This is a genomic window from Chryseobacterium gambrini, from assembly GCF_900156825.1.
Lineage (GTDB): Bacteria > Bacteroidota > Bacteroidia > Flavobacteriales > Weeksellaceae > Chryseobacterium > Chryseobacterium gambrini.
In genome coordinates this window covers 12,224-36,425 of the sequence record NZ_FTOV01000016.1, presented here as the reverse complement: position 1 = coordinate 36,425, position 24,202 = coordinate 12,224, and the positions used below count along the sequence as shown (strand labels likewise).

Here is a 24,202-nt window from a genome sequence, read left to right as displayed (position 1 = left end):
AATTATTTTACAGAGTCTTCTAACTGTTTAAAGATATCATCCGTAGATCCCAAAGTCATCATTTTCTTCACCACGTTGCGGTCTGTATTCCAGATAGAAAAATTAACTGAATTGATGGACATTGTATTAAATTCTGAGAAGAACGCCTTACTGTCTATACTTATGGACAGTGCATATTCCCATTTTGCTTTTTTGTCATCCTTCAGCTTGGTTCCTCTTTCATCGCATTCTTCCATTACAGGTGGTTTGCTTAAATCTGCTTCTGTATTAATATAATATGCCTTTTTATATAAATAAGCAGTTTTCAGATAAAAATGAATCTTATTGATGTCGAATTCATTATCCGAGCTATTCTGTTTTAGCTGATCTGTAACCTGTTGTGTAGCGGCGTTAGAATCACTTCCAAATATTTTATCAAAATCATTTTTTAAATCCTTGAAAGTTACAAAATCATCCGATGAAACTTTTGTAGGGACAAGCAAATATTCTTTAGCAGTAATCTTTCCATTCGCAGTCTCCTGATCCGTACTTTGAACAACTAAGGCTAAATCTCTTTTTAAAAAAGTCAGGGATATTCCCAATTGAAATTGACTCATGATATAATTTTTTTTAAAATTCCTACTCGTGTGGCTTTTCAGAATACGCCCCGTTTTGTAATGGTTTCTGGTCTCCATGATTATTGTTTATTTTTACGCCTGATTAAGAATCGGGTTATGTAAATTTAATAAAAGAAAGCACTCGGCATCATTTTCTCTATCATAAATTTCTGATTTTTAAATCATTAATAAATCGTCAGAGTTTTTCATTCATCCTCTCCGTCATTTGTCGCGTTTAGTAACCAAAATTATAGGAAAATAATCCTATTCATTTCAGTAGAAATACTGGTTTTTTTATCAATTAAAGTTTTAAAATCTACCTAAAAAATTACTGTAAATAAAAATCACGTCGCTTTATGAAGCGACGTGATGGTATGAAATTTATAAATTTCTGAGCTCTGTTGTATTTGAAAGAATTATATCAACCTGTCAAAATGAATCGGAAGATCATAAATTCTCTTTCCGGTTGCATGGAAAATCGCGTTTGTAATGGCAGGAGGCATTCCTACTCCACCGATTTCGCCTACCCCTTTTACGCCCAAATCATTTACAAATGAATCATTTTCTTCCACAAATACCACTTCCAGATCATGTATATCTGCATGGACAGGAATATGATATTCACCCAGATTGGCATTCATATATTTTCCCAACTCATGATCGAGTATGGTTTCTTCGTGCAAAGCTTTGCTGATTCCCCAGATCATGCCTCCCAAAACCTGACTTTCTGCTGTTTTAGGATTGATAATTTTCCCTGCTGCAACGGCTGTAACCGCTCTTTTTACTTCAATAATTCCCAACTCTTCATCCACTTCTACCTCAACGAAAACCGCACTGTGAACAGCTCTGGCTTTTTTTCCATACTTTAATGGGTTGGGCATTGCAGAATTTGTGGTTCGAATTGCTTCTCCGCCATTTTTTTTGAAAATTTCTTTGACATCTACCTGTATTTCAGGCTGATCTTTTACGGTGATAAAACCATTTTTGAATATAACGTCTTTAAAATTTACATTTTTTAAAACAGAATCATTCAGATCTTTAGCTCTTTCGAAAAGTTTCTTGTTTAAAGCCTGACAAGCATTCTGTACCGCAGGTCCCACTGTTGCCGTAGTAAAAGATCCCCCTTGAATCGGAGCAAACGGCATCTTACTGTCTGCATACGAAAACGTAACATCTTCCATGGAAAGTCCCAGTTCATCTGCCGCAATCTGCGTCATGATCGTCTTCGTTCCGGTTCCGATGTCGGTCACTGCACTTTTTATTTCAACTTTTACATCAGCAGTCATGATCGCTTCTGCACGTCCCAAAATACGGTTGGCATCCCAAATTCCGGTAGCCATTCCGTAACCGACGAGCTTATTTCCACGCTTCATACTTCGGGGTTCGGGATTTCTTTCCTTCCATCCGAATTTTTCCGCTCCTTTCAGGTAACATTTTCTAAGTTCTTTACTCGAATATTCTTTATCACTGCTTTTATCAATTTTTGAATAATTGATAAGCCTTAATTCCAGCGGGTCTATATTTAATTGATAAGCGATTTCATCCATTGTTACCTCTATAGCATGCATTCCGGTACTTCCGCCGGGTGCTCTCATATCAAGCGGACTGTAAACGTCTAACGGAACAATTTCATGTTCCAGCAATGTATTTTCTGCAGGATACAGCATATTGCCCCAGTTCACTACAATTTCCACATAATCTTCAAACCGCGAAGTTTCACCGGTTGCTTTGTGATAAATGGCATTTACTTTCCCCTCTTTATCGGCTCCAAATTTTGTATGCTGCAACGTCGGAGGTCTGTGTCCGATCATGTACATCTGCGCACGATCCAAAGTGACACGAACATTACGTTTTAAAGCCAGCGAAGCCATTACCGCCATAAAAAGCTGCTGCTGCGGACGAAGCCCCGAACCAAAACCACCGCCTACAAACGGTGAGATGACCTGTACATTTTTCATTTTAAGCCCGAAAACATTCGCAACATACATTTGGGAATTAATCGTTCCCTGTGTTTTATCGTAAATAGTGAGTTTGTCTTTTCCTTCGTAGATCACGGTGGAAGCATACATTTCCATAGGATTGTGATGCTCGGTTCCGTGGCTGAAATGGCTGTCGGTTTTAACAAACGAATTTTCATATTCTTTTTTGAAATCACCGGTAGGTTTTGGCGGAGGCGGTTTCAGCAGCGAAGCCAGTCCTTTTTTAGGATCTCTGGCTTTTTCAAGATTTTTCTTCAGATCCGTTTCAAAATTTTCGTCTTCTTCATAAACCACTTTTATTTTTGCTGCCGCATAACGTGCCATTTCAAATGCTTCTGCAACCACCAGAGCAATCGGTTGTCCGTTATATCGGATTATATTATCTTTAAGGGGTTTAAAAACAGTTCCGGGAGGCGCATCCATATCGGCATACTGAAAATCAAACCAGGCAGTTGAAGGTTTATTTTCATGGGTGAAGACCTCAATAACTCCTTCTAATTTTTTTATTTCTGATGTATCGATGGTCTTGATTTTACCTTTTGTAATCGAACTGTTCACAATGTACCCATACAATAAGTCCGGAGCATCATATTCTGCTGCATATTTTGCTTGACCTGTTACTTTCAGATGACCTTCAAGACGATTTATTGATTGTCCGACAGACGGTGTATTTTTCATAAAATTTTCTTTAGCATTCATAATAATTTATAAAGAAGGTTTTGCACCCGGTCTTTGTGACGCCGGATCAAGAGCCATCATACAGTTTCTGACGATTGCTTTTTTAGCGAGATTAATTTTAAAACTGTTATGCTCAAAACCTACGGCTCCTTCCAAAATAATGTCAGCCGCAGCCGCAAAGTTTTCCGGATTTGCTTCCTTATCTGTTAAAAAATCTTCAGCTTCTTTTACACGCCACGGTTTGTGCGAAACACCACCCAAAGCAATTCTTGCTTCTTTAATTATTCCGTTTTCCAGTTCCAGACCGGTAGCAACGGAAACTAATGCAAACGAATAAGAACTTCGGTCTCTTAATTTCAGGTAAGAATAATTTTTTGAAAATCCTTTTTCGGGCAGCTCAATTCCTGTGATAATTTCTCCTTTTTTCAGATTATTATCGATCTCCGGAGTATCTTCCGGAAGTCTGTGAAAATCTGAAAATTTCAATGTCCGATCTCCATCCGTTCCCGATATATGAACGACTGCCCCCAAAGCTGCTAGAGCAACACACATATCCGAAGGAAAAACAGCAATACAGTTTTCGCTGTGTCCTAAAATTGCGTGAATTCGGTTGTACCCTTTCATCGCAGAACATCCGGAACCCGGAACTCTTTTATTGCAGGGAGTATTAATGTCGTAAAAATAATAACATCGGGTTCGCTGTAATAAATTTCCGCCATTGGTCGCCATATTTCTGATCTGTGCCGAAGCTCCCGCCAAAATAGCTTTAGAAAGAATCGGATATTTTTCTTCAATAATTGGATGATACGCTGTATCTGCATTCGTCATTAAAGCACCGATACGAATTCCTCCGTTATCAAGTTCAGTAATCTCAGCTATTCCGTCAATGGGATTAATATCGATTAAAGTGTCTGCCTCGGTAACAAAATATTTCATCAGATCGATGATATTAGTACCTCCGGCAATGATTTTATTATTTTCATTTGTATGGGTCAATGACACCACTTCATCAACGCTATTGGCTTTTGTATAGGAAAAATTATTCATAAGTACCTTGTTTTACTGCCATTACAGCGTTAATAATTCCTTTGTTGGCTCCGCATCGGCAAAGATTTCCGCTCATCAGTTCCTGAATTTCTTCCCGCGTATTTGCCTTATTTTCATTCAGTAATCCTATGGCGCTGCAGATTTGTCCTGGAGTACAGTATCCGCACTGGAAAGCATCATGTTCAATAAAAGCTTTCTGAACGGGATGCAGGTTTTCACCGTCGGCAATCCCTTCTATGGTTGTAATTTCAGCATCATTTTTCATAACGCAGAGACTGAGGCAGCTCAAAACTCTTTTGCCGTCAATCAGAACCGTACATGCGCCGCACTGCCCATGATCACAGCCTTTTTTTGTTCCGGTAAAATGCAGATTTTCTCGAAGAGCATCAAGAAGTGATACCCAGGGAAGTACATCCAGATGATGTTCCTTTCCATTTATTTTTAATGTAACAGATTGTTTTCCAGTGTTCGCCATAAATCGGTAGTTTGGTTATGGATAGTGATACAAAAAAAGAACCGTTATTATTGAAAATATCCTTTCCGTGGTATATTAAAGCCTGAAATTGATTTAAATATATTCAATCTAAATAAGGAAAACAGATCATAAAAGGATGAAAAAATATTCTGTACCGTTCAGATACAGAATATTGATATGATTCTAAAATAGAAAACAGCAATCTATTTGTGTGACAATGCCATTAAAATTTTATCGGGAGTAATCGGCAAATCTCTCATTCGTATACCAATGGCATTATAAATTGCATTGGCTATCGCAGGTGCTGTACCAATAATTCCTACTTCTCCGAGACCTTTCGCGCCGGAAGGGTTAATATTCGGATCGGGTTTATGAATAAAGTCGACTTCAATAATCGGAGCATCCGCATTAACGGCAAAATGATATCCTGCAAGATCATTACCGATTAACGTTCCTAATTTTGCATCGATCTGGTTTTCTTCCATCAGCGTCATTCCGATCCCGCCAACTGCGGCTCCCGACATCTGATTGGCTGCTGCCTGACTGTTGATAATCTTTCCTCCGTCTGCCACGACTGCCAGTTTTTCAATTTTAACTTTTCCGGTTCGCTTATTAACGCGGACTTTGCAAAAATGTGCCGCTGATGAACAGAAGGCAAATTTCTCACGCTCGCTTCCCGGTTTTGAAGCTACTTCAAGACGAATTTCAGCCAGATTATTCTTTTCGAACAGTTCTTCATAAGAAACAGAAACAGTTGAATTATTTTTTAAACTGATGCTTTTATCTGAAAGAAGAATATTTTCCAGAGCAGCTCCTTTAAAGCTTCCATTAACTAAGGATGCATATTCCGCCAGTTTTTGTTTCAACTGATTGCTTGCATCGTACACCGCACCACTTACCGATGAAAGCCCCGTACTTCCACCCTGACTTGGCGCAGGAGGAAGCGCAGAATTTCCCAATTCTATATTGATTTTATTTTTTGAAATTCCGGTAATTTCGTGGGCAATGTTCTGCATTCCGGTTCCGGTTCCCGTCCCGATGTCTGTCATCGCGGTCTGTACAACGAGACTTCCGTCTTTGCTCATGATAATTGCTGCTTTGGCTTCTGCTCTTCCTGCATTCCACATTCCGACAGCCATTCCGTAGCCGATGTACCAGTCGCCTTCAATAACGGTAGACGGAGTTGCTTTTCTGGCATTCCATCCGATCATTTTAGCACCTTTGTTTATACATTCATCCAGAAAATGAGTAGACCACGGCAAATTTGAATCAGGATGTTTTTCCAGTGAAATATTCTTTAACCTCAACGTTACAGGATCCATTTTCAGCTGGTAGGAAAGTTCATCAATGGCAGATTCCAGAGCGAATACTCCGGTACAGTCTCCCGGACCGCGCATCCAAGTTGGTGTGCTTAAATTTAACGGAACATTTGCCGCTTCCGTTTTTAAATTGGGAAACTTGTAAATTAATCTTGTCACGCGGGTAATACCGTCGTTAAAATTTTCATAGACTGAAGTTTCATTCTTTGCCTGATGTAAAATTCCTGAAAGATTTCCCGACGGATCTGATGCCAATTTTATTCTCTGCCATGAAGCCGGTCTGTAACCTGTTGCCGCAAACATCTGCGGTCTGGTAAGCATCAGTTTTACAGGACGTCCAACCTGTTTAGCTCCCATTACCGAAGCTAAAACGTGTGGCCAGATTCTGAGTCCGGAGCCGAAACCGCCTCCTACAAATTCACTGAATACCTGTATATTTTTTTCAGGAATGGAAAATAATCTTGCAAATGTTCTCTGAACATTATTTACCCCTTGGTTTTTATCGTAAAGCTTCAACGTATCATTGCCTGTCCAATGAGCAATCGTGGCGTGCATTTCCATCGGATTATGTACATCTGCCTTAATATTGTATTGCTGATCTACTGTGAATGGTAAATTTTGCCAGCTGTCAAAATTTCCTCTTTCTTTTCCTTCTGCTTTTAAAACAACTCTTTCTTTCGCAGAATTAAAATCGACTTCAAAACTGTCTTTCTGATATTCTGTTTCTACCAATGACGCGGCAAAAGTTGCGTCTTCCAGTGTTTCTGCAATCACCATCGCAACAGGCTGTCCTTTGAAAAATATCTTATCCGTATGAAAAATCGGTAAACCGAATCTCGACTGTTTAATTTTTTCTTCAGTATCTATACCCGGAACCGAAGGTTTGTGCAGATGGGTAATGATATCAATAACGCCTTCCACTTCTTTAGCTTTATCAACTAAAATCGACTGTATTTTTCCGGAAGGAACTGTACTGTTGACCAACACGGCGTAGCACATATTTTTAACTTCGTATTCAGCAGCGTATTTACCGCTTCCGGTAACTTTTTCCACTCCTTCAACACGTCCTTCGGGTCTTTTGGATCTGATGTTCAGTAATTCTAGTAATCCCATAATTGTTACTTTTTAATATATCCCGATCTTATTGATTTACACAATTTTGTAATGCTGTAACGATAGCTCCCTGAAGCATCGGTATTTTGTAACCGTTCTCAGACAAGGGTTTCAGATCTTTGGTTGCCAGTTTCGCAGCTTCTTCAAAGATTTCTACCGTAGCTTTTTTCCCGTTCAGAAATTTTTCTGCTTCTAACCATCTCCAGGGTTTATGCGCCACACCACCGGAAGCTAAGCGGGCATCTTTTATTCTTTTCCCGTCCAGATCCAGTGCTGCTGCAACCGAAACCAATGCAAAAGCATATGAAGTCCTGTCTCTTACTTTTACATAAGCAGAATGTTTCCCGAAAGCATTATCCGGAATTTCTATATTGGTTATTATTGCATCCTGTGGTAAAGTATTATCTAGCCAAGGTGTATTTTCCGGCAGTTTATGAAAATCTTTAAAAGGTATTTTAATTTCTTTCTGATCTTTTGTCTGAGCGGTAACAGTGGCATCCAATGCAGCCAGAGCCACACAAAAATCCGACGGATGAACCGCAACACACTGATTATTATATCCTGCAACGGCACTCATTCGGTTTGCGCCATCAATGGCACTACAACCGCTGTTGGGTTTTCTTTTGTTGCAGGGGGTTGTAATATCATAAAAATAAGGACATCTGGTTCGCTGCAACAGATTTCCCGCTGAACTTGCCATATTTCTTATCTGTGGTGAAGCTCCAGCTAAAATAGCTTTTGAAATGAGAGGAAATTTTTCCGTCACTTCTTTGTTGTTTGCTACTTTACTGTTACTCGCCATTGCGCCAATCTGCAAACTGTTATTCTGATGATTTACTGCATCGGATAATGCTGTGGTAATATCAATCAGCTTCTCCGGCTGGGCAATGTTTTTTTTCATCAGATCTACCAGATTCGTTCCGCCTGCAATATACTGACTGACTGCTGATTTCATGGCAGAAGCTTCAGCAGCAGATTTTACTTGTTCAAAATTAAATGGTCTCATTGGGCTGCAACTTTTTGAATGGACTGAACAATACCGTTATACGCTCCGCAACGGCAAAGATTACCGCTCATATATTCTTTAATTTCTTCTACAGAACCTGTATGACCTTCATTAACGCAGGCAACAGCAGACATAATCTGTCCCGGCGTGCAATATCCGCACTGGAAACCGTCACATTCTATAAATGCCTTCTGCATCGGATGAAGCTCATCTCCGTTTGCGAGACCTTCGATGGTTGTGATCTCTTTTCCCTGAGCCATTGCCGCCAAAGTAAGGCAACTCAGGGCTCTTTCCCCATTGATGTGGATGGTACAGGCGCCACATTGTCCGTGGTCACAGCCTTTTTTAGATCCTGTAAGATTTAACTGTTCTCTGAACAGATCCAATAAGGTAGTTCTCGTATCCACATAAAGGGTATGACTTTTTTTATTGATGGAAAGCGTAAGTCTGGATACGTTTTTCTTGGGAACAAGATACTGTTTCACATCCTGATAAAATGCTTTTACCGAAGACGGAATAGCCATAAAACCAGCCAGTAATCCTGAAACTTTGAGGAAGCTCCTCCTGCTGTATTGTCCTTTTAATTCCATAAGTTATTTTTTAATCAATATAATTGTATACGGATAGGTTTTAACAAATATCATCAATTAAAATAAGAAATTGATGATATACATTACAGTTTTATATACCAATATTACAGTTTTGGTTGAGGCTGCGAAAAAAACAGATAATATTTATGTAAATTTGAATATATAATAACTTTTTAATGATTTTATCTCAACAAAAATCATACATAAGTTGAAAAAACAATGAGTAATCCATAAAAATGTTTTCGGATGAAAGAGATCAATGATATTGTAAAAGCATATAAAAAGGCGCATTTAAATGGGTTAAAGGCTGCTTTGGCAACGGTGGTAAAGGTAGAAGGTTCTTCATACAGACAGGCAGGGGCGAGAATGTTGGTTACAGAAGACGGACAGCTTACAGGCGCCATCAGTGGAGGATGTTTAGAGGGTGATGCTTTGAGAAAAGCGCTGCTTGCCATTCATCAGAAAAACAATAAGCTCATTACGTATGATACCAGTAATCCGGATGATCTGGAATTTGGCGTTCAGCTAGGATGTAACGGAATCGTACATATTCTTTTTGAATATATTGATGAAAATTCCTCTCAAAATCCCATCTCCCTTTTAGAGAAAACAACGAAAAAAAGAGATGAATCTGTTATTATCACCATATTTTCACTGGAAAAAAGAAATAAACAGACCGGAACTGTCGGATTGATAAAAAAGGAAAATACAATAATATCGGACTCAGGTTGTATTTCAGAAAGTGAACTGAATCGCTTTTCTTCAGAAGTTTTAGAAAAAAAACAAAATATACTCACTCAGATTTCGTCAAATGAAATTCTGTTGCAATATGTTCCGCCACAGACCACGTTGATTATTGCAGGAGCGGGAAACGATGTTAAACCTTTGGTAGAAACGGCTTCCATTTTAGGATGGAAAACAATAATTGCAGACGGAAGAGCAACACACGCCCTGAAAAAGAGATTTCCTATTGCGGATGAAGTATTGCTCGCAACGCCTGAAGAAATCATAAAAACAATAGAAGTTGACGGAGCAACGGTTTTCGTGATGATGACGCACAATTATAATTATGATCTCGCTTTGCTGAAGCTCATTATCCATCAACCGATACAATATATAGGATTACTGGGTCCTAAAACCAGGTTCAACAGAATGATGGATGATCTTAAAAATTCAGGAATTACGGTCGGAGAAAAAGAATTAAATAAACTTTTTGGTCCGGTTGGAATAGATATTGGTGCAGAGACTTCGGAAGAAATTGCCATTTCCGTAATTGCAGAGATCAAAGCGGTCTTAAGCGGAAAAAAAGGTTCCTCATTAAGGGATAAACCAGAAAAAATGCATACTGATATTCTCAGTATATAAGGAAATTATGATAACAGATCAATTCGGAAGAACCCATAATTATCTTCGGATATCTTTAACGGACAATTGCAACCTGCGCTGCTTTTACTGTATGCCGGAAGAAAATTATGATTTCACACCGCATGCTAAACTGATGCAGGCGCATGAAATTGATACCATTGCCAGATTATTTGTGAAGCACGGCGTTACTAAAATCAGACTTACAGGAGGTGAGCCGTTCGTAAGAAAAGATGCTTCAAAGATCATCAGAAATCTGGGAAAACTGCCTGTACAATTGACGTGTACCACCAACGGAATCCGAATTGATGATATGCTTCCCGAAATTATTCAGTCAGATTTTCAGAGCATTAACATCAGCCTTGATACTTTACAGAAGGAAAAATTCCTGAAGATTACCCGCCGCGATTATTTTGACCGCGTCCTCAGAAATATTGATCTTTTACTGCAGCATAACATCAAAACCAAGATTAATGTTGTTGCCATGAAAAATATTAATGATGATGAAATTTCAGATTTTATCACTTTTACAAAAGATCATCCTGTAGAAGTTCGGTTTATCGAGTTTATGCCTTTCAGCGGAAACAGATGGAGCAGCAATCAGGTCATGACACAAAAAGACATTCTAAATATCATCAGGGAAAAATATGATTTTAATCCGCTTCCTGTCGGTTTTCATGACACGGCAAAGCCATACAGCATTGATGGGCATCAAGGAAGCTTTTCGATTATAAGCACAATGAGCGAACCGTTTTGCAGCGGCTGCAACAGAATCAGGCTTACCGCAGACGGAAAATTAAAGAACTGTCTGTTTTCAAAAAAAGAAACCGATCTTCTTACGCCTTTACGAAATGGTGAAGATATTTTACCGATTATAGAATCTGCGATCTGGTCTAAAGCAAAAACGCAGGGCGGACAACTGAATGAACAATTTGAAAAAATAAACACATCAATCATTCAGAACAGAAGTATGATCAATATTGGCGGATAATGAAAAATACAGGAATTATATTACTGGCAGCCGGAAATTCTTCGAGAATGGGATCTCCCAAACAGCTTTTGGTGTATCAGGGAAAAACATTTTTAGAAAGAATAACTGATACTGCTTTAGAAGTATTTGATCCGAATCAAATCGTTTTGGTTCTCGGAGCCCGTCATCATGAAATATCTTCTGTCATTAAAAATAAAAATATACACATCGTTATCAATGAAAACTGGGAATCTGGAATGGCTTCCTCCATACAATCAGGAATGAAAACACTGTCCTGTCTGTTTCCGGAAATGGAAAGATGTTTCATTTCGGTATGCGATCAGCCATATCTTACCAGTGATTTATTTTCAAAAATGCTTCAGTTGCAGGATACTTCAGGAAAGGAAATTGTTGTTACAAAATATGCCGATACATTGGGCGTTCCTGCTTTATTTTCTAAAAAATATTTTAAACCGTTAATGGAACTTACCGGTGAACAGGGCGCCAAAAAGATCATTCATCAGAATATAAACGATGTGGAATCTTTTGAGTTTGAAAAAGGCGCTGTTGACATTGATACTCCATCAGATTATAATCATTTAAAAACCCAACCATGATAAGCGTAGAAGAAGCAAAAAAAATAATCGAACAAAATATTCCGGAAAGAAAAACCCAGATTCTTCCTTTGAAAGAAGCATTCGGACATACAACCGCAGAAGATATTTATTCAAAATATGATATCCCGAATTTTTCACAATCCTCAATGGACGGCTACGCGATCCGTTTTGAAGATAAAGATTTAAAGCTGAAAATTTCAGGCGAAATGCAGGCGGGATCTACAGAACAGTTTCATCTCGAAAAAGGGAATGCCTGTCGTATTTTTACGGGAGCTCCCCTTCCCATCGGTGCAGATACCATCGTTATGCAGGAAAAAGCTTTAATAGAAAACGGATATCTCACGGTTCATGATAACGACCTCGAAAAAGGGCTGCACGTACGAAATGCCGGAAGCGATGCGAAAAAAGACAGTGTGGCAATACGTTCGGGAAGTTATCTTTCGGCTGCCGCCATCGGATATCTCGCCGGAATTGGATGTACGGAAATCAACGTTTTTGCTCCTCCATCCGTTTCGTTAATTCTTACGGGCAACGAACTCGTACAACCGGGAGAAAATTTAGCTTTTGGTCAGGTGTACGAATCCAATTCCTATCAGTTGGAAAGTGTTTTAAAACAATGTGGAATTACTGCCGTTAAAAGCTTTTGGGTAAAAGATGATCCTTCTGAAGTTGAAAAAACACTGGATCACGCCATTTCTAAAACAGATATTGTGATTTTGGTGGGCGGCGTAAGTGTCGGCGATTACGATTTTGTAATTGATGCCACAAAACAATGCGGTGTTGAACAGAAATTTCATAAAATCCGCCAGAAACCCGGTAAACCTTTCTATTTCGGAACGAAGGGAGAAAAACTTGTTTTCGGGTTACCCGGAAATCCGTCATCGGCATTAACCTGTTTTTATTTATATATTTCGCCATTACTTTCAGAAATAATGAAACGTCCGGCGATTACGGAGAAAACCAATGCAACTTCAACTTCTTCGTATGGAAAGAAGACCGGTTTTACCCATTTCCTGAAAGCAGCCTATGAAAACGGAAAAGTAACGCCGCTCCATGCGCAGGAATCGTATCGTCTCCAGTCTTTTGCAGAAGCCAATTGTCTGATGATTTTACCTGAAGATTCGGAAGGCTGTAAAAAAGATGAAGAGGTTGAAATTATTGTATTAAAATAAAGATCAAATAATGAATGTAGAATTTTTTTATCTGATCTTATTTGTCATTGCAGCTTTATATGCAGCAGTCGGACACGGCGGTGCAAGCGGTTATCTGGCGTTAATGGCTTTGTACGGAATAGCTCCCAAAGAAATGAAACCGACCGCTTTGGTGCTTAATCTGTTCGTCTCGCTTACTTCTTTTATACAATATTATCGGGGAGGACATTTTAAACTCAGGATCTTTATTCCGATTGCTTTAGCGTCTATTCCTTTGGCTTTCGTGGGTGGAATGATTCATATTGAAGACACTTTGTACAAAAGAATCTTAGGTATTTTACTGCTTTTTCCTGTTTTCCGTTTTTTCTTTTTTAAAAGTCCGGATGACAGTGAGCTGAAAGATCCCCAAATCTATTTATCCTTACTTTTCGGAGGAGTGATCGGTTTATTATCGGGAATGATCGGCATTGGGGGAGGAATTTTGTTATCTCCGGTGTTGATTTTACTGAAATGGACCAACCAGAAACAGACCGCCGCAATCAGCGCTGCTTTTATTTTTGTTAATTCCGTGGCAGGTCTAGGAGGAATGTTTACCAAAGAGATCGCCTTTACCAGCGATATGTGGATGTACATCATTTGTGCGTTTGCAGGAGGATTGCTTGGTGCTTATTTAGCTTCAAAAAAACTGAACCAAAACGGTCTGAAATATGTACTTGCTGTTGTACTTTTGATGGCTTCCTACAAATTAATATCAAGCACTATTTAAAGATCATTAAATGAGAAATTTAATTTTACTTCTTACAGTTTGCTGCGCTTCCGTTGCTTTTGCCCAATCTGCAAAAAGCATTGAGATTATCGCTCCGGATAACCAGAAAACAATTGTAACATCCGCCGAACTTTTGAAATATCCACAACATACAATAGACAGCATACAGATTACCAATCATTTAAAAGAATACAAATCTACCCTTAAAAATATAAAAGGGGTTTTGCTGAAAGATGTTCTTTCAAAAATTTCATTTAAAGAAAAATCACCAAAAGTTTTAAGCGAATATTACATTACCTGCATTGCAGAAGACGGCTATAAAGTTGTTTTTTCGTGGAACGAAATCTTCAATACTGCTGTCGGGGATACTGTTCTGCTCATTCCTGAAACGGAAAGCAGACTTAAAGACGGTATTTCTACCCTGTCTCCCACCGATTTTGCCACTGGAAGACGATATGTAAAAATGTTGAAAACAATACAGCTAAAAAAAGTAAATGAATGAGTACTGTAAAAATAATAAGCTTTGGCAAACTGAAAGAGATTTTAGGTCCGGATTTTGAAGCGGAAGCGGAAAATACCGATGAGCTGATCAATCAGCTGAATGAAAAATTTCCCCAGTTGAAAGATTTAAAATTGAGAATTGCGGTGAATCAGAAAATTATTTCAGAGAATACAGCTTTACAAAATAACGATGTGGTAGCTTTAATGCCACCTTATTCAGGAGGATAAATTATGTTGAATTCAGAACGCTACGACAGACAGATTAAATTACAGAGTTTCGGCATCGAATCTCAGGATAAACTTACTTCAGCGAAAGTTCTGGTAATTGGAGCCGGAGGTTTGGGCTGTCCTGTTCTCCAATATCTCACCGCAGCCGGAATCGGGAATATCGGAATTGTCGATGATGACCGTGTTTCGCTGAGCAATCTGCACCGGCAGATTCTCTACAATTCGGATGACATTGGAAAACTGAAAACCGAAGCTGCTTTCGAAAGGCTGAATGCGATGAATCCCGAAGTACATTTTAAGATTTTTTCCGAGCGGATAATTTCCCAAAATGCAGTTAATATTGTTTCTGAATATGATGTCATTATAGACTGTACCGACAATTTCGCAACACGCTACTTGCTTGATGATGTATGCCGGATTTTAGAAAAAACTCTTATTTTCGGGGCAATCTATCAGTACGAAGGTCAGATTGCTGTTTTTAATGTCAGAAATAAAGAAGGTTTTACAACGCATTATCGAAATCTTTTCCCTGAACCTCCAAATCCAGGAGAAGTTCCTGACTGTAATGAAGCGGGAGTCTTGGGCGTTTTACCCGGAATTATCGGAACTTTGCAGGCTACGGAAGCCATTAAATTAATGACAGGAATCGGAGAACCGCTGATCAATAAATTAATGACAATCGATATTCTAAGTTATCAGACTGCTGTTTTTGAAATTCCTTCGTTAAATTTAACGGATAAAAATATTCCTTACAGTATTGAAGAATTTGAGAACATGAATTATCAGCTTCACTGCGGAATTGAATTTGCCGGAATTAAAAATATTTCTCCTTCAGAATTTAAAGAAGCCGCAAAACTCCCAGAAACGGTTGTTATTGATGTTCGCGAACCGGAAGAACAACCAAAACTGGATGTTCCGTATATTTCAATTCCATTATCTCAACTAAAAGAAAATGTGAACCATATCCAAAGCCGGAATATCATTGTTGTCTGTCAATCCGGTAAGAGAAGTCTGTCCGGAGTGAAAATTTTACAGGAAATTTTAGGACGGGAATACAGCATCAGTCATCTGGAAGGCGGAATCAATCATTTAAATAAAGAAACTCATGAGTAAGATTAAAAATATATTTCAGAACAGTCCTGTTTCACCTTTATTCATAGCGGAAAGCATTACCAAACATTCCACGAAAACGGAAATTGGAGCCCATCAGATTTTTCTGGGACAGATCCGCGCAGATGAAATTGATGGTAAAACGGTAAAAGCGATAGAATATACAGCTTATGAAGATTTAGCCATCAATCAAATGGCAGTTATCAGAGAAGAAATTTTTGCAAAATACAATTTGACCTGCATGCATATTTATCACAGCTTAGGTATTGTGAATGCAGGAGAAATATGCCTTTTTGTGTTTACCTCATCAAAACACCGCAAAGAAGCAACTTTAGCCTGTAACGAAGTGGTGGAACGTATAAAAAACGAACTCCCGATCTGGGGCAGAGAAATTTTTGAGGATGAAACGCATCAATGGAAAACAAACCAATAAACCATGGTAGATATTACTTTTAAAACCTTTACGCTGCGAAAAGCAATTGCAGCGGCAACGATAAAAACTTCAGCAATTTCAACGGTAAAAGCCGTAAAAAACGGGACGGTTCCAAAAGGCAACGTTCTTGAATTTGCAAGAGCTTCGGCTTTACTGGCGATTAAAAAAACGAGCGATGTTATTCCGGACTGTCATCCTTTACCTGTGGAATTTGCCGCAATTAATTATGAAATGAGTGGTTTGGATATTAACATCACCGTTGAAGTTCATACCATTTATAAGACCGGCGTAGAAGTTGAAGCCATGCATGGAGCTTCTGTAGCAGCTTTGGTTATTTATGATATGCTGAAACCGATTGATAAAAATGTAGAGATTTCCAATATTCGGCTTTTGGAAAAGCAGGGCGGAAAAAGCAGTCAGAAAAATATTGAAACGGAAAACCTTACTGCCGCAGTAGTTGTCTGCAGTGACTCTGTTTCTCAGGAAATTAAAAATGATACTTCAGGAAAACTTTTGATAGAATCTCTTAACAATCACGGAATCAGTAATGTTGATTATTCAGTGGTTCCTGATGATGTTTCTGCCATTCAGGAAAAAATAGAATTCTTTAAAAATAGAGGCTGTCATCTTCTTGTTTTTACAGGCGGAACGGGTCTTTCGGATCGTGATGTAACGCCGGAAGCGGTTTTACCATTCATTACCAAAGAAATTCCGGGAATTATGGAAACCGCAAGAAACTACGGACAGGATCGTGTGAAAACATCCATGCTTTCTAGAGGAATCGCCGGATTTTCTGATGATATGCTGATTTTAACGTTTCCGGGATCTTCCGGTGCGGTAAAAGAATATGTTCAGGCACTGTTTCCGCAGGTTTTACATGTATTTTCCGTAAAAAAGGGAGATGGACATTCATGATGTTCAATCACTTCTATGTACAATTAACAATAAAAATTGGTTTTAGCCGAAATTGATAATAAGTTTTGGCTAAAGCCAATTTTCTTTCTTATTCATTAAAATGGGCTAAAGCCCATTTCTATTGATATTTGCGTTGTTCTTTAAACTCATGCTGATTATCTATTTCTCAGGAGAAGAACTGTTTTCTCTATTTTTTCCACAGCGGTTTCAATCTCCGAAAGAGTGGTATATTTTCCTATGCTGAATCGTATTGAAGCCAGTGCATCCCGATCACTCATTCCCATTGCCTGAAGCACGTGAGAAGGTTTTGTGGTAACGGCATTACAGGCAGAACCGCTTGAAACGCAGATATTTCCTAAGGAAAGAATAAGATCTTCAGAATAAATACCTTCAAAACAGATATTGGTGGTATTGAAAATCCTTGTGGAATGATCTCCATTGATGCTTGTCTGAGGAATTTTCAGCAGCTTATTTTCAAGATGATCTCTTAGCATTTTAATTTTTTGAGCATCCTGTTCCATCTCCATAAGTGCGATCTCGGCTGCTTTTCCCAATCCGATAATTCCCGGAACATTTAAAGTACCGCTTCTGAGGTTATTCTGTTGTACTCCCCCCTGAATTTGTGGCTGTATTTTATTTTTAATCGCGGAAGCAATATAAAGCGCGCCTATTCCTTTGGGTCCGTAAAATTTATGGGCTGAAAAAGCCATCAGATCAATATTCAATTCCTTTACGTTCACAGGTATTTTTCCAACAGCCTGTGTTGCATCACAGAAAACACAGCAGCCTTTTCGATGCGCCATTTCTGCGATTTCCTTTATGGGGTGAATGATGCCTGTTTCATTGTTAACCAACATGATACAGACCATCAACGTTTTTTCGGTAATTAATGATTCCAACTCAGCAAGATTGATTTTTCCCAAATGATCTACATTGAGATAATCGACCTGAAATCCATCTTTTTCGAGTTGCGCACAGGTATCTAAAACGGCTTTATGCTCTGTGACAACTGTTATGATGTGATTTTTACCATGATCTTTTTTAAATCCTTTTAAAGCAAGATTTACAGATTCCGTCGCTCCGGATGTGAAAATAATTTCCTTAGTATCTGCGCCAATGAGTTCCGCTACTTCTTCAGATGCATTTTCAACGGCTTCTTTTACAGTAAGTCCGAAAAGATGAGAACTTCCTGAATTGGCATATAACTGATTAAAGTAAGGCAGCATCGCATCCACTACCCTCTTATCAACCGGAGTTGTTGCGTTATAATCAAGGTAAATAAAATCATTATCCATCATAACATTCTAATTCATTTATAAAAATAGCGAACTTTTTCAGGTTAATTTTAAATTTAGTTCAGAAGTTTGTGTATCGCCGAATATTTGTAGGGTTTAAAGCAATCTTTTTGCCGAAAAACATTCATTATATTTGCAGTATGCTTTCCAAGAATGATTTTCCAAAATTAAACGGACTCGTCCTTGCCGGAGGAAAAAGTCTGCGGATGGGAAATCCTAAAGACAAAATCAACTGGCACGGCAAAGAACAGCGGTATCATGCGGCAGATCTTTTAGCTCCATTCTGTGATGAAGTATTTATTTCCTGCAGACAGGATCAGCTTGAAAATTTTAACATGGATTATAAAGCGCTTCCCGATACTTTTCAAAATATGGGACCTTTCGGCGGGCTGCTTTCGGCGTTTCATTTTCAGCAAGACAAAGCGTGGCTGGTTATTGCCTGTGATCTTCCTCTTTTAGACCAAAGTTCAATAGATTTTCTCATACAATCCAGAGATCCGGAAAAAATGGCAACAGCTTATGAAAGTCCTTCTGAAGGATTACCGGAGCCGTTAATTGCCATCTGGGAACCCAAAAGCTATCCTTTGCTTCTTCAGTTGATTTCAACAGGAAACTCTTCATTAAGAAAGGCTTTGATTAACAGTAATGTAAAAATACTGAAAGCTGAAAATCCGGATTTTTTAATGAATGTAAATACGCCCGAAGAACTGATCAATGCAAAGGAAATCTTACGAAAGCAGATTTAACAGAATTAGGAAATAAATTAAAAATTTTCCCTGAAGATAAGTTTTCAGAATTATACCTGTTTAAACAAACTTATTATAAACAACAGTGCTAATCAATAATATTCTGAGACGTTTTTTGAGGCACAGCAATAGATTTTCCAGTGATTTCGTGGATCGTTTCATCGATCATATGGCACATTGTATTTAAGGCTAAATCATTGGCATCCGTTCCAAACGGTTCTTCAATTTCATCGGCAATGGCTTCAAATGCAACAAATGTGTATGCTATAAAGACCACAATAAGCGGCATGAACCATCCGAGCGAATCTACAAGACCGAAAGGTAACAAAAAACAATAAATGTACACTGTACGATGCAGCAGAACTCTGTAGCTGTACGGAATAGGAGTTGAAATGATTCTTTCGCAACCGCCAAGAATATCGGAAAGTTTATCAAAATTTTCATCAAAACGTGCCTGCTGTACAGAATCAAGAACAGCTTCATTTTTCAATTTCTGAACCCATTCGGCAAGCAGCCGTATAATAACAGCGGGTTTATATTTTGATGCTACAACGATTTTCAAATGTTCATCATTAAGTCTGGATTTTAAATCTTCGTAGCCATCTGTTCCTCTCAGTTGATGCTTCAGTGCAAAAGCAAATGCACTAATAAGCTGAACGAAATTATGAAGAGAAACATCATCATTTTTATTGCCCAATGTCATTGCCTGTCGCGTAAGTGTCCGTGAAGTATTCAGCAGATTTCCCCACAGTTTTCTTCCTTCCCAGAATCTGTCGTAGCTTGCATTGTTCCTGAAACCAAGAAATAATGCCAGAACAAATCCGAACAGGGTAAGTGGTGCCGGATTCAGCGGAACTTTAAACGAAAAAATATTTCCGTGAAAATAGGTAACCAGTAAAGAAAAAGCCAACAGCAATCCCAGACGGGGAAGCAGAGCGGGCAAAACGGAGCCATGCCATACAAAAAGCATTCTGAACCAGTGTTCCTTTTTTCTTATAATCATTATTGAACTATAAAATATTTTAGATTTTTAACTTATCCGATGACTATTTCCGTAGCTGATATATATTTTAAGTTGTTTTTCAAGCTTAAAATGATTCATAACAGCGATTGCATTACTCCAAACTTGTTCCGGATGCGGCAATAATATGCTCGTCGATCTTTTTAAAAATATACGGATCGTGTTTTCGGATTTTGATTCGGACATATTTGGAAGCGGGCATATTGGCTCCATTCACTACATTATTGATGGATACCAACACATTGGTTTCCGGGAAATAAGTCATGGTGCTTTTCTGAGGAATAGGATATTTTACCACAATAAAAAGCGGTGCTATTCTCTCTTTGCCGTCATCATAATTGAAAAGATCTACATGATCTCCTTCTTTCAGACCAGCTTTTTCAATGTCTTTTTCGTTCATCACCACCACTCTCCTTTCATTGAAAATTCCACGGTAGCGGTCGTTTAAACCATAAACTACTGTATTGAACTGGTCGTGTGTTCTGGTGGTTCCCATCAGATATTCATCATCGGCAAGCGAATTATCGGGTACGGATGTTATATTGAAGGCTGCTTTTCCCGGATGGAATTCACTGTTGAAAACTCCGTCTCTCGCTGAATTCGGAAGATAAAAACCGGCTTTCTGCACTACTCTTTCGTTATAATTTTCAAATCCCGGAATGCATTGCTCCACATCATCACGAATGGCATCATAACTGTTGATGAATTTATCCCAATCCACTACAGAACGTTCTCCCAAAACCGCTTTTGCCATTCTGCAGGCAACGTGGGTTTCATTGATCAGATGTTCTGAAATCGGATCCAGAATTCCTTTGGAAGCCTGTATCACGCCCATTGAATTTTCGGTACTTATATGTTGAATTTCTCCGTTTACAATATCTTTTTCACTTCTGGAAATCACCGGTAAGATCAGGGCTTCTTTACCATGAATCAGGTGATTTCTGTTCAGTTTTACAGAAACCATCACCGACATTTCGAGATTACGCATTGCTTCTGCTGTAAAGCTGGTATCGGGAGCTGCGGAAAGGAAATTCCCTCCCATACAGAACATGAATTTTACTTTTTCTTCATGCATCGCCTTCAGCGATTTTACCACATCATAGCCTCCTTTTCGGGGTACTTTAAAACCATAATATTCCTCAAGTCTGTCCAGCTGTTCTTTGGTGGGATGATGGTTGATAAGCAATGTTCTGTTTCCCTGTACATTGCTGTGACCGCGTACAGGACAAGCTCCGCCGCCTTGAATTCCGATGCTTCCTTTCATTAGTAAAAGGTTCACGATATTGTAGATCATTTCCACGCCGTTGTGCTGCTGCGTAATTCCCATTCCCCAACAAATAATCATGCGTTTTTTTGAAGCGATCATTTGCGCTGCTTCTTTCAGACTTTCAACAGAAATTCCGCACTGTTCAGATAAAAAATTGAGGTCATATCGTTTTAATTCTTCAGCCAGTGCTTCAAAACCTGCTGTTTTTTTTGCTATAAAATCCTGATCCAATACTTTTCCGGGATTTTTTGCTTCTTCTTCCAGTACAAGGATCTGAAGGGCTTTTAAGAGCGCCATATCTCCATTGATTTTAACAGGAAGATATAGATCTGACAATTCAAATGGCTTATTGAGTAAGGCACGAACGTTCTGAGGATCTTTAAATCCTTTCAGACCTGCTTCCGGAAGTGGGTTGATGCCTATGATTTTTGCTCCGTTTTTCTTTCCTTTTGTAAGGGCAGAAAGCATTCTCGGTGAATTGGTTCCCGGATTCTGTCCGATAATTATGATGAGATCGGTATCATAAAAGTCTTCCAGTTTTACGGTTCCTTTTCCGATACCAATGCTTCTGGAAAGTGCATATCCTGAAGTTTCATGGCACATATTGGAACAATCGGGGAAGTTGTTGGTTCCGAATTCACGGGCAAACAACTGATATACCCAGGTTGCTTCATTGCTGGTTCTTCCGGAGGTGTAAAATATAGCTTCGTCGGGAGAATCCAGAGCATTTAATTTTTCGGAAATTTTTGTAAAAGCTTCATCCCAGCTTATCGGCTGATAATGTGTTGCTCCTTCCGGAAGATACATCGGTTCTGCAATTCTTCCCAACTGGCTGATTTCAAAATCCGTCATTTTGGCTAAATCGTATACCGAATTCTCTTTAAAAAATTCTGCTCCGATTTTTTTTGAAGTGGCTTCTTCAGCCAGAGCTTTTGCTCCGTTTTCGCAGTATTCCCCCAGTTTGGAACGTTCGTCATCCGGATCGGGCCATGCACAGCTTGGACAGTCGAATCCGTCAAACTGGTTCATGGTAAAAAGTGCTCTTCCGCCACGAAGGACTGAGGCATTGAGAACCAGCTGTTCCAGTGAATGAACGACTGCAGGAACTCCTGCTGCCCAATCTTTTGGCGGCTTAAGCTTAAGATTCATTAATTTATAAGGAGATTCCGCCGAAGGCTGTCCGCTGTTTTCTTCTTTTTTATTGAATATCTCTTTATTTCCCATGACTTCTACATTTTTAAAAAATGAAAAAAATTAGCATTTTATATTCGGATTAGGATAATTGTCGCTTTGATCTTCCAAGGTATTATCGATGCAGACAAAATCTTTTTCTACTAAAATTTTCACCGGACCGGATTGTCCGTCAAATCCTACCCTGTCGGTGGAAATCCATTCAGCGATCATGGTTTCAGGCATTTTTAAAACCATGGTGTTATCGATGAAAGCCGATGAGAGTTCTGCGTCTTCTGTTTTTTCAATAGAATAGATAAAAGGACGGTCTATAAATTGTGTGGTACTTGAAATTTTTCCGTTTTTTCCGAGTTCTGCTACTTCAGACTGAGTGAGGCGAAATCTTACGGAGTTGTCTTTTATTCTTATTTTCATAATAGATTTTCAATTTTAAAATGGCTTGCGGAATGGTAGATATTAAACCGGTTGTTCCGCAAAAAGCCTAATAAAGTAATATCAAATTCTTTGGCAAGGTCTATTGCCAGACTTGAAGGCGCTCCTATTGCGGCAACAGTTGCAATTCCTGCCATTGCAGCTTTCTGAATGAGTTCAAAGCTGGCTCTTCCGCTCAGAACCAAAATTTTATTGTCCAGTGGAAGAAGATTGGCAGACAGCGCATATCCTATAAGCTTATCTAAAGCGTTATGTCTTCCCACATCTTCACGTATGGCAAGAAGGTTTCCTTGTAAATCAAATAAACCTGAAGCGTGTATGCCTCCCGTTGCACTGAAATTATTCTGGAAAGACTGTAGTTTTTCGGATAATTGATAGATCGTATCCAGAGAGACTTCTGTGTTTTGTCTTTTTTGATCTTTAAAAATGCTAACTGTTTTTATAGATTCTATGGATCCTTTTCCACAAACTCCGCAACTGGAAGTTGTATAGAAGTTTCTGTCGGCTTTCATAAGTTCGGGAACAAAACCTTCATTTAATTCTACAATAATAATATTTCCGTTGTTTCTGGAACATTCTTCCTTTGGAGAATAAATGGCTTTAACCTGTTTATTACCGGTTATAATTCCTTCTGTAAATAAAAAACCAACCGCCAGTTCTTCATCGTTTCCGGGGGTTCTCATGGTAACAGATATATTTTTAGATTCTTTTTTATCTGCTGAATAATAGGAAACTCTTATTTCTAACGGTTCTTCTACAGAGACATCATCCGTATAATGAAAACTGATGTTGTCCTTAACTTTAACGATTTCTATCTGCTTTACCGATTTATCTGATAACAGATGGGCTTTCATAATATAATGATAATTGGTAAATAAAGGTACAAATTTTATTCCTGAAATAGAGGGGTAAGCGGAAATCTGTTCTTCTTTCTTATTAAAAATTTGTTTTTGGATATTTAATTAACATCAAAAAATACTCTTGAAAGAACAGTTTCATCATGGTATGAATTAATAAAAGTAAATTTTGATTTTATGGATTACATTCAATTTTCAATTCATCAGCAGATTTCTGAATTCCGTAGGTTTCATTCCTGTCAGTTTTTTTGAATAATCTTGTAAATATGATGAATTCTCAAAGCCCAGTTCATAGGCAATCTCGGAAACGGTTTTTTCTTTCAACCGCAAGTGATTTTTCGCTTCGGAAATCAGGAAAATATGAATAAGCTCCATCGTTGTTTTTCCGGCTTCATGCTTCAGTACATCACTTAAATAACGTGTGGATAATGAAAGATCATATGCCATTTACGTTATATTCGGAAGTCCGCTTTTTCGAGATTTCCGTTCTGAAGATATTGTATTAAAGCAACATTAAACTTTAAAGCGGGTTTTCCC

General features: G+C 38.6%; 24 protein-coding genes. 11 read left to right on the top strand and 13 right to left on the bottom strand.

Features of this window, described 5'->3' with window-relative positions; genetic code table 11:
* Window positions 1–2: 2 nt before the first annotated feature.
* The 7 genes from BW951_RS19590 to BW951_RS19560 form a co-directional block, all read right to left on the bottom strand.
* Entirely contained in the window at window positions 3–596 is a 594-nt protein-coding gene (locus BW951_RS19590; RefSeq protein WP_076395902.1) for a hypothetical protein, read from the bottom strand.
* 416 nt (window positions 597–1,012) lie between these two features.
* Entirely contained in the window at window positions 1,013–3,253 is a 2,241-nt protein-coding gene (locus BW951_RS19585; protein WP_076395960.1) for a xanthine dehydrogenase family protein molybdopterin-binding subunit, read from the bottom strand.
* Between the two features lie 27 nt (window positions 3,254–3,280).
* A complete protein-coding gene (locus BW951_RS19580) occupies window positions 3,281–4,300 on the bottom strand; it encodes an FAD binding domain-containing protein (protein ID WP_076395900.1) in 1,020 nt (339 codons plus the stop codon).
* Entirely contained in the window at window positions 4,293–4,775 is a 483-nt protein-coding gene (locus BW951_RS19575; protein ID WP_076395898.1) for a (2Fe-2S)-binding protein, read from the bottom strand. The genes BW951_RS19580 and BW951_RS19575 overlap by 8 nt, the downstream gene beginning before the upstream one ends.
* A 203-nt stretch (window positions 4,776–4,978) precedes the next feature.
* On the bottom strand, window positions 4,979–7,207 hold the full coding sequence (locus tag BW951_RS19570; RefSeq protein WP_076395896.1) for a xanthine dehydrogenase family protein molybdopterin-binding subunit: 2,229 nt from the start codon (window positions 7,205–7,207) through the stop codon (window positions 4,979–4,981).
* Window positions 7,208–7,235: 28 nt separating this feature from the next.
* On the bottom strand, window positions 7,236–8,213 hold the full coding sequence (locus BW951_RS19565; RefSeq protein ID WP_076395894.1) for an FAD binding domain-containing protein: 978 nt from the start codon (window positions 8,211–8,213) through the stop codon (window positions 7,236–7,238).
* Window positions 8,210–8,803: a (2Fe-2S)-binding protein gene (locus BW951_RS19560; protein WP_050379753.1), complete on the bottom strand. Its 594-nt coding sequence runs from the start codon at window positions 8,801–8,803 to the stop codon at window positions 8,210–8,212. The genes BW951_RS19565 and BW951_RS19560 overlap by 4 nt, the downstream gene beginning before the upstream one ends.
* Before the next feature lie 246 nt (window positions 8,804–9,049).
* Here BW951_RS19560 and BW951_RS19555 point away from each other — a divergent pair, with 246 nt between their 5' ends.
* Genes BW951_RS19555 through moaCB form a run of 10 tightly spaced genes read left to right on the top strand, consistent with a single transcriptional unit; the run spans window position 9,050 to window position 16,856 of the window.
* A complete protein-coding gene (locus BW951_RS19555) occupies window positions 9,050–10,168 on the top strand; it encodes an XdhC family protein (RefSeq protein WP_076395892.1) in 1,119 nt (372 codons plus the stop codon).
* Between the two features lie 7 nt (window positions 10,169–10,175).
* Window positions 10,176–11,156, top strand: coding sequence for a GTP 3',8-cyclase MoaA (gene moaA / locus BW951_RS19550; protein ID WP_076395890.1), 981 nt, complete (start codon window positions 10,176–10,178; stop codon window positions 11,154–11,156).
* Window positions 11,156–11,752, top strand: a complete 597-nt coding sequence (locus tag BW951_RS19545; protein WP_076395888.1) for a nucleotidyltransferase family protein — start codon at window positions 11,156–11,158, stop codon at window positions 11,750–11,752. Before moaA ends, BW951_RS19545 begins: the two co-directional genes overlap by 1 nt.
* A complete protein-coding gene (locus BW951_RS19540; protein WP_076395886.1) occupies window positions 11,749–12,924 on the top strand; it encodes a molybdopterin molybdotransferase MoeA in 1,176 nt (391 codons plus the stop codon). Before BW951_RS19545 ends, BW951_RS19540 begins: the two co-directional genes overlap by 4 nt.
* 10 nt (window positions 12,925–12,934) lie before the next feature.
* Window positions 12,935–13,669, top strand: a complete 735-nt coding sequence (locus BW951_RS19535; protein WP_029293849.1) for a sulfite exporter TauE/SafE family protein — start codon at window positions 12,935–12,937, stop codon at window positions 13,667–13,669.
* Window positions 13,670–13,679: 10 nt separating this feature from the next.
* Complete coding sequence (locus BW951_RS19530) at window positions 13,680–14,171, top strand: hypothetical protein (RefSeq protein ID WP_076395884.1); 492 nt, start codon at window positions 13,680–13,682, stop codon at window positions 14,169–14,171.
* Window positions 14,168–14,398, top strand: coding sequence for a MoaD/ThiS family protein (locus BW951_RS19525; protein WP_076395882.1), 231 nt, complete (start codon window positions 14,168–14,170; stop codon window positions 14,396–14,398). Before BW951_RS19530 ends, BW951_RS19525 begins: the two co-directional genes overlap by 4 nt.
* Window positions 14,399–14,401: 3 nt before the next feature.
* Window positions 14,402–15,511 carry a HesA/MoeB/ThiF family protein gene (gene moeB, locus BW951_RS19520; protein WP_076395880.1) on the top strand — a complete coding sequence of 370 codons (1,110 nt, stop codon included), beginning with the start codon at window positions 14,402–14,404 and terminating at the stop codon, window positions 15,509–15,511.
* Complete coding sequence (locus BW951_RS19515) at window positions 15,504–15,941, top strand: molybdenum cofactor biosynthesis protein MoaE (protein WP_076395878.1); 438 nt, start codon at window positions 15,504–15,506, stop codon at window positions 15,939–15,941. Before moeB ends, BW951_RS19515 begins: the two co-directional genes overlap by 8 nt.
* 3 nt (window positions 15,942–15,944) lie before the next feature.
* Window positions 15,945–16,856, top strand: coding sequence for a bifunctional molybdenum cofactor biosynthesis protein MoaC/MoaB (gene moaCB / locus BW951_RS19510; RefSeq protein WP_076395876.1), 912 nt, complete (start codon window positions 15,945–15,947; stop codon window positions 16,854–16,856).
* A 155-nt stretch (window positions 16,857–17,011) separates the two neighbouring features.
* Here the strand turns inward: moaCB and BW951_RS19505 are convergent, their stop codons facing one another.
* On the bottom strand, window positions 17,012–18,154 hold the full coding sequence (locus BW951_RS19505) for a cysteine desulfurase family protein (RefSeq protein WP_076395874.1): 1,143 nt from the start codon (window positions 18,152–18,154) through the stop codon (window positions 17,012–17,014).
* Between the two features lie 107 nt (window positions 18,155–18,261).
* On the opposite strand from BW951_RS19505, the gene BW951_RS19500 reads away from it, so the two are divergent.
* On the top strand, window positions 18,262–18,897 hold the full coding sequence (locus tag BW951_RS19500; RefSeq protein WP_228427574.1) for an NTP transferase domain-containing protein: 636 nt from the start codon (window positions 18,262–18,264) through the stop codon (window positions 18,895–18,897).
* 88 nt (window positions 18,898–18,985) lie between these two features.
* Here BW951_RS19500 and BW951_RS19495 read toward each other — a convergent pair whose 3' ends face one another.
* The 5 genes from BW951_RS19495 to BW951_RS19475 form a co-directional block, all read right to left on the bottom strand.
* Window positions 18,986–19,900, bottom strand: a complete 915-nt coding sequence (locus tag BW951_RS19495) for a bestrophin family protein (RefSeq protein ID WP_076395870.1) — start codon at window positions 19,898–19,900, stop codon at window positions 18,986–18,988.
* A gap of 112 nt (window positions 19,901–20,012) precedes the next feature.
* Window positions 20,013–22,409, bottom strand: coding sequence for an FdhF/YdeP family oxidoreductase (locus BW951_RS19490; RefSeq protein ID WP_076395868.1), 2,397 nt, complete (start codon window positions 22,407–22,409; stop codon window positions 20,013–20,015).
* Window positions 22,410–22,439: 30 nt separating this feature from the next.
* The gene (locus BW951_RS19485) at window positions 22,440–22,790 is read right to left on the bottom strand and encodes a DUF7009 family protein (RefSeq protein WP_076395866.1); all 351 of its coding nucleotides are present in this window, start codon (window positions 22,788–22,790) and stop codon (window positions 22,440–22,442) included.
* On the bottom strand, window positions 22,787–23,662 hold the full coding sequence (fdhD, locus tag BW951_RS19480; RefSeq protein WP_076395863.1) for a formate dehydrogenase accessory sulfurtransferase FdhD: 876 nt from the start codon (window positions 23,660–23,662) through the stop codon (window positions 22,787–22,789). Before fdhD ends, BW951_RS19485 begins: the two co-directional genes overlap by 4 nt.
* 198 nt (window positions 23,663–23,860) lie before the next feature.
* Window positions 23,861–24,112 carry a helix-turn-helix domain-containing protein gene (locus BW951_RS19475; protein ID WP_076395861.1) on the bottom strand — a complete coding sequence of 84 codons (252 nt, stop codon included), beginning with the start codon at window positions 24,110–24,112 and terminating at the stop codon, window positions 23,861–23,863.
* Between the last annotated feature and the right edge of the window lie 90 nt (window positions 24,113–24,202).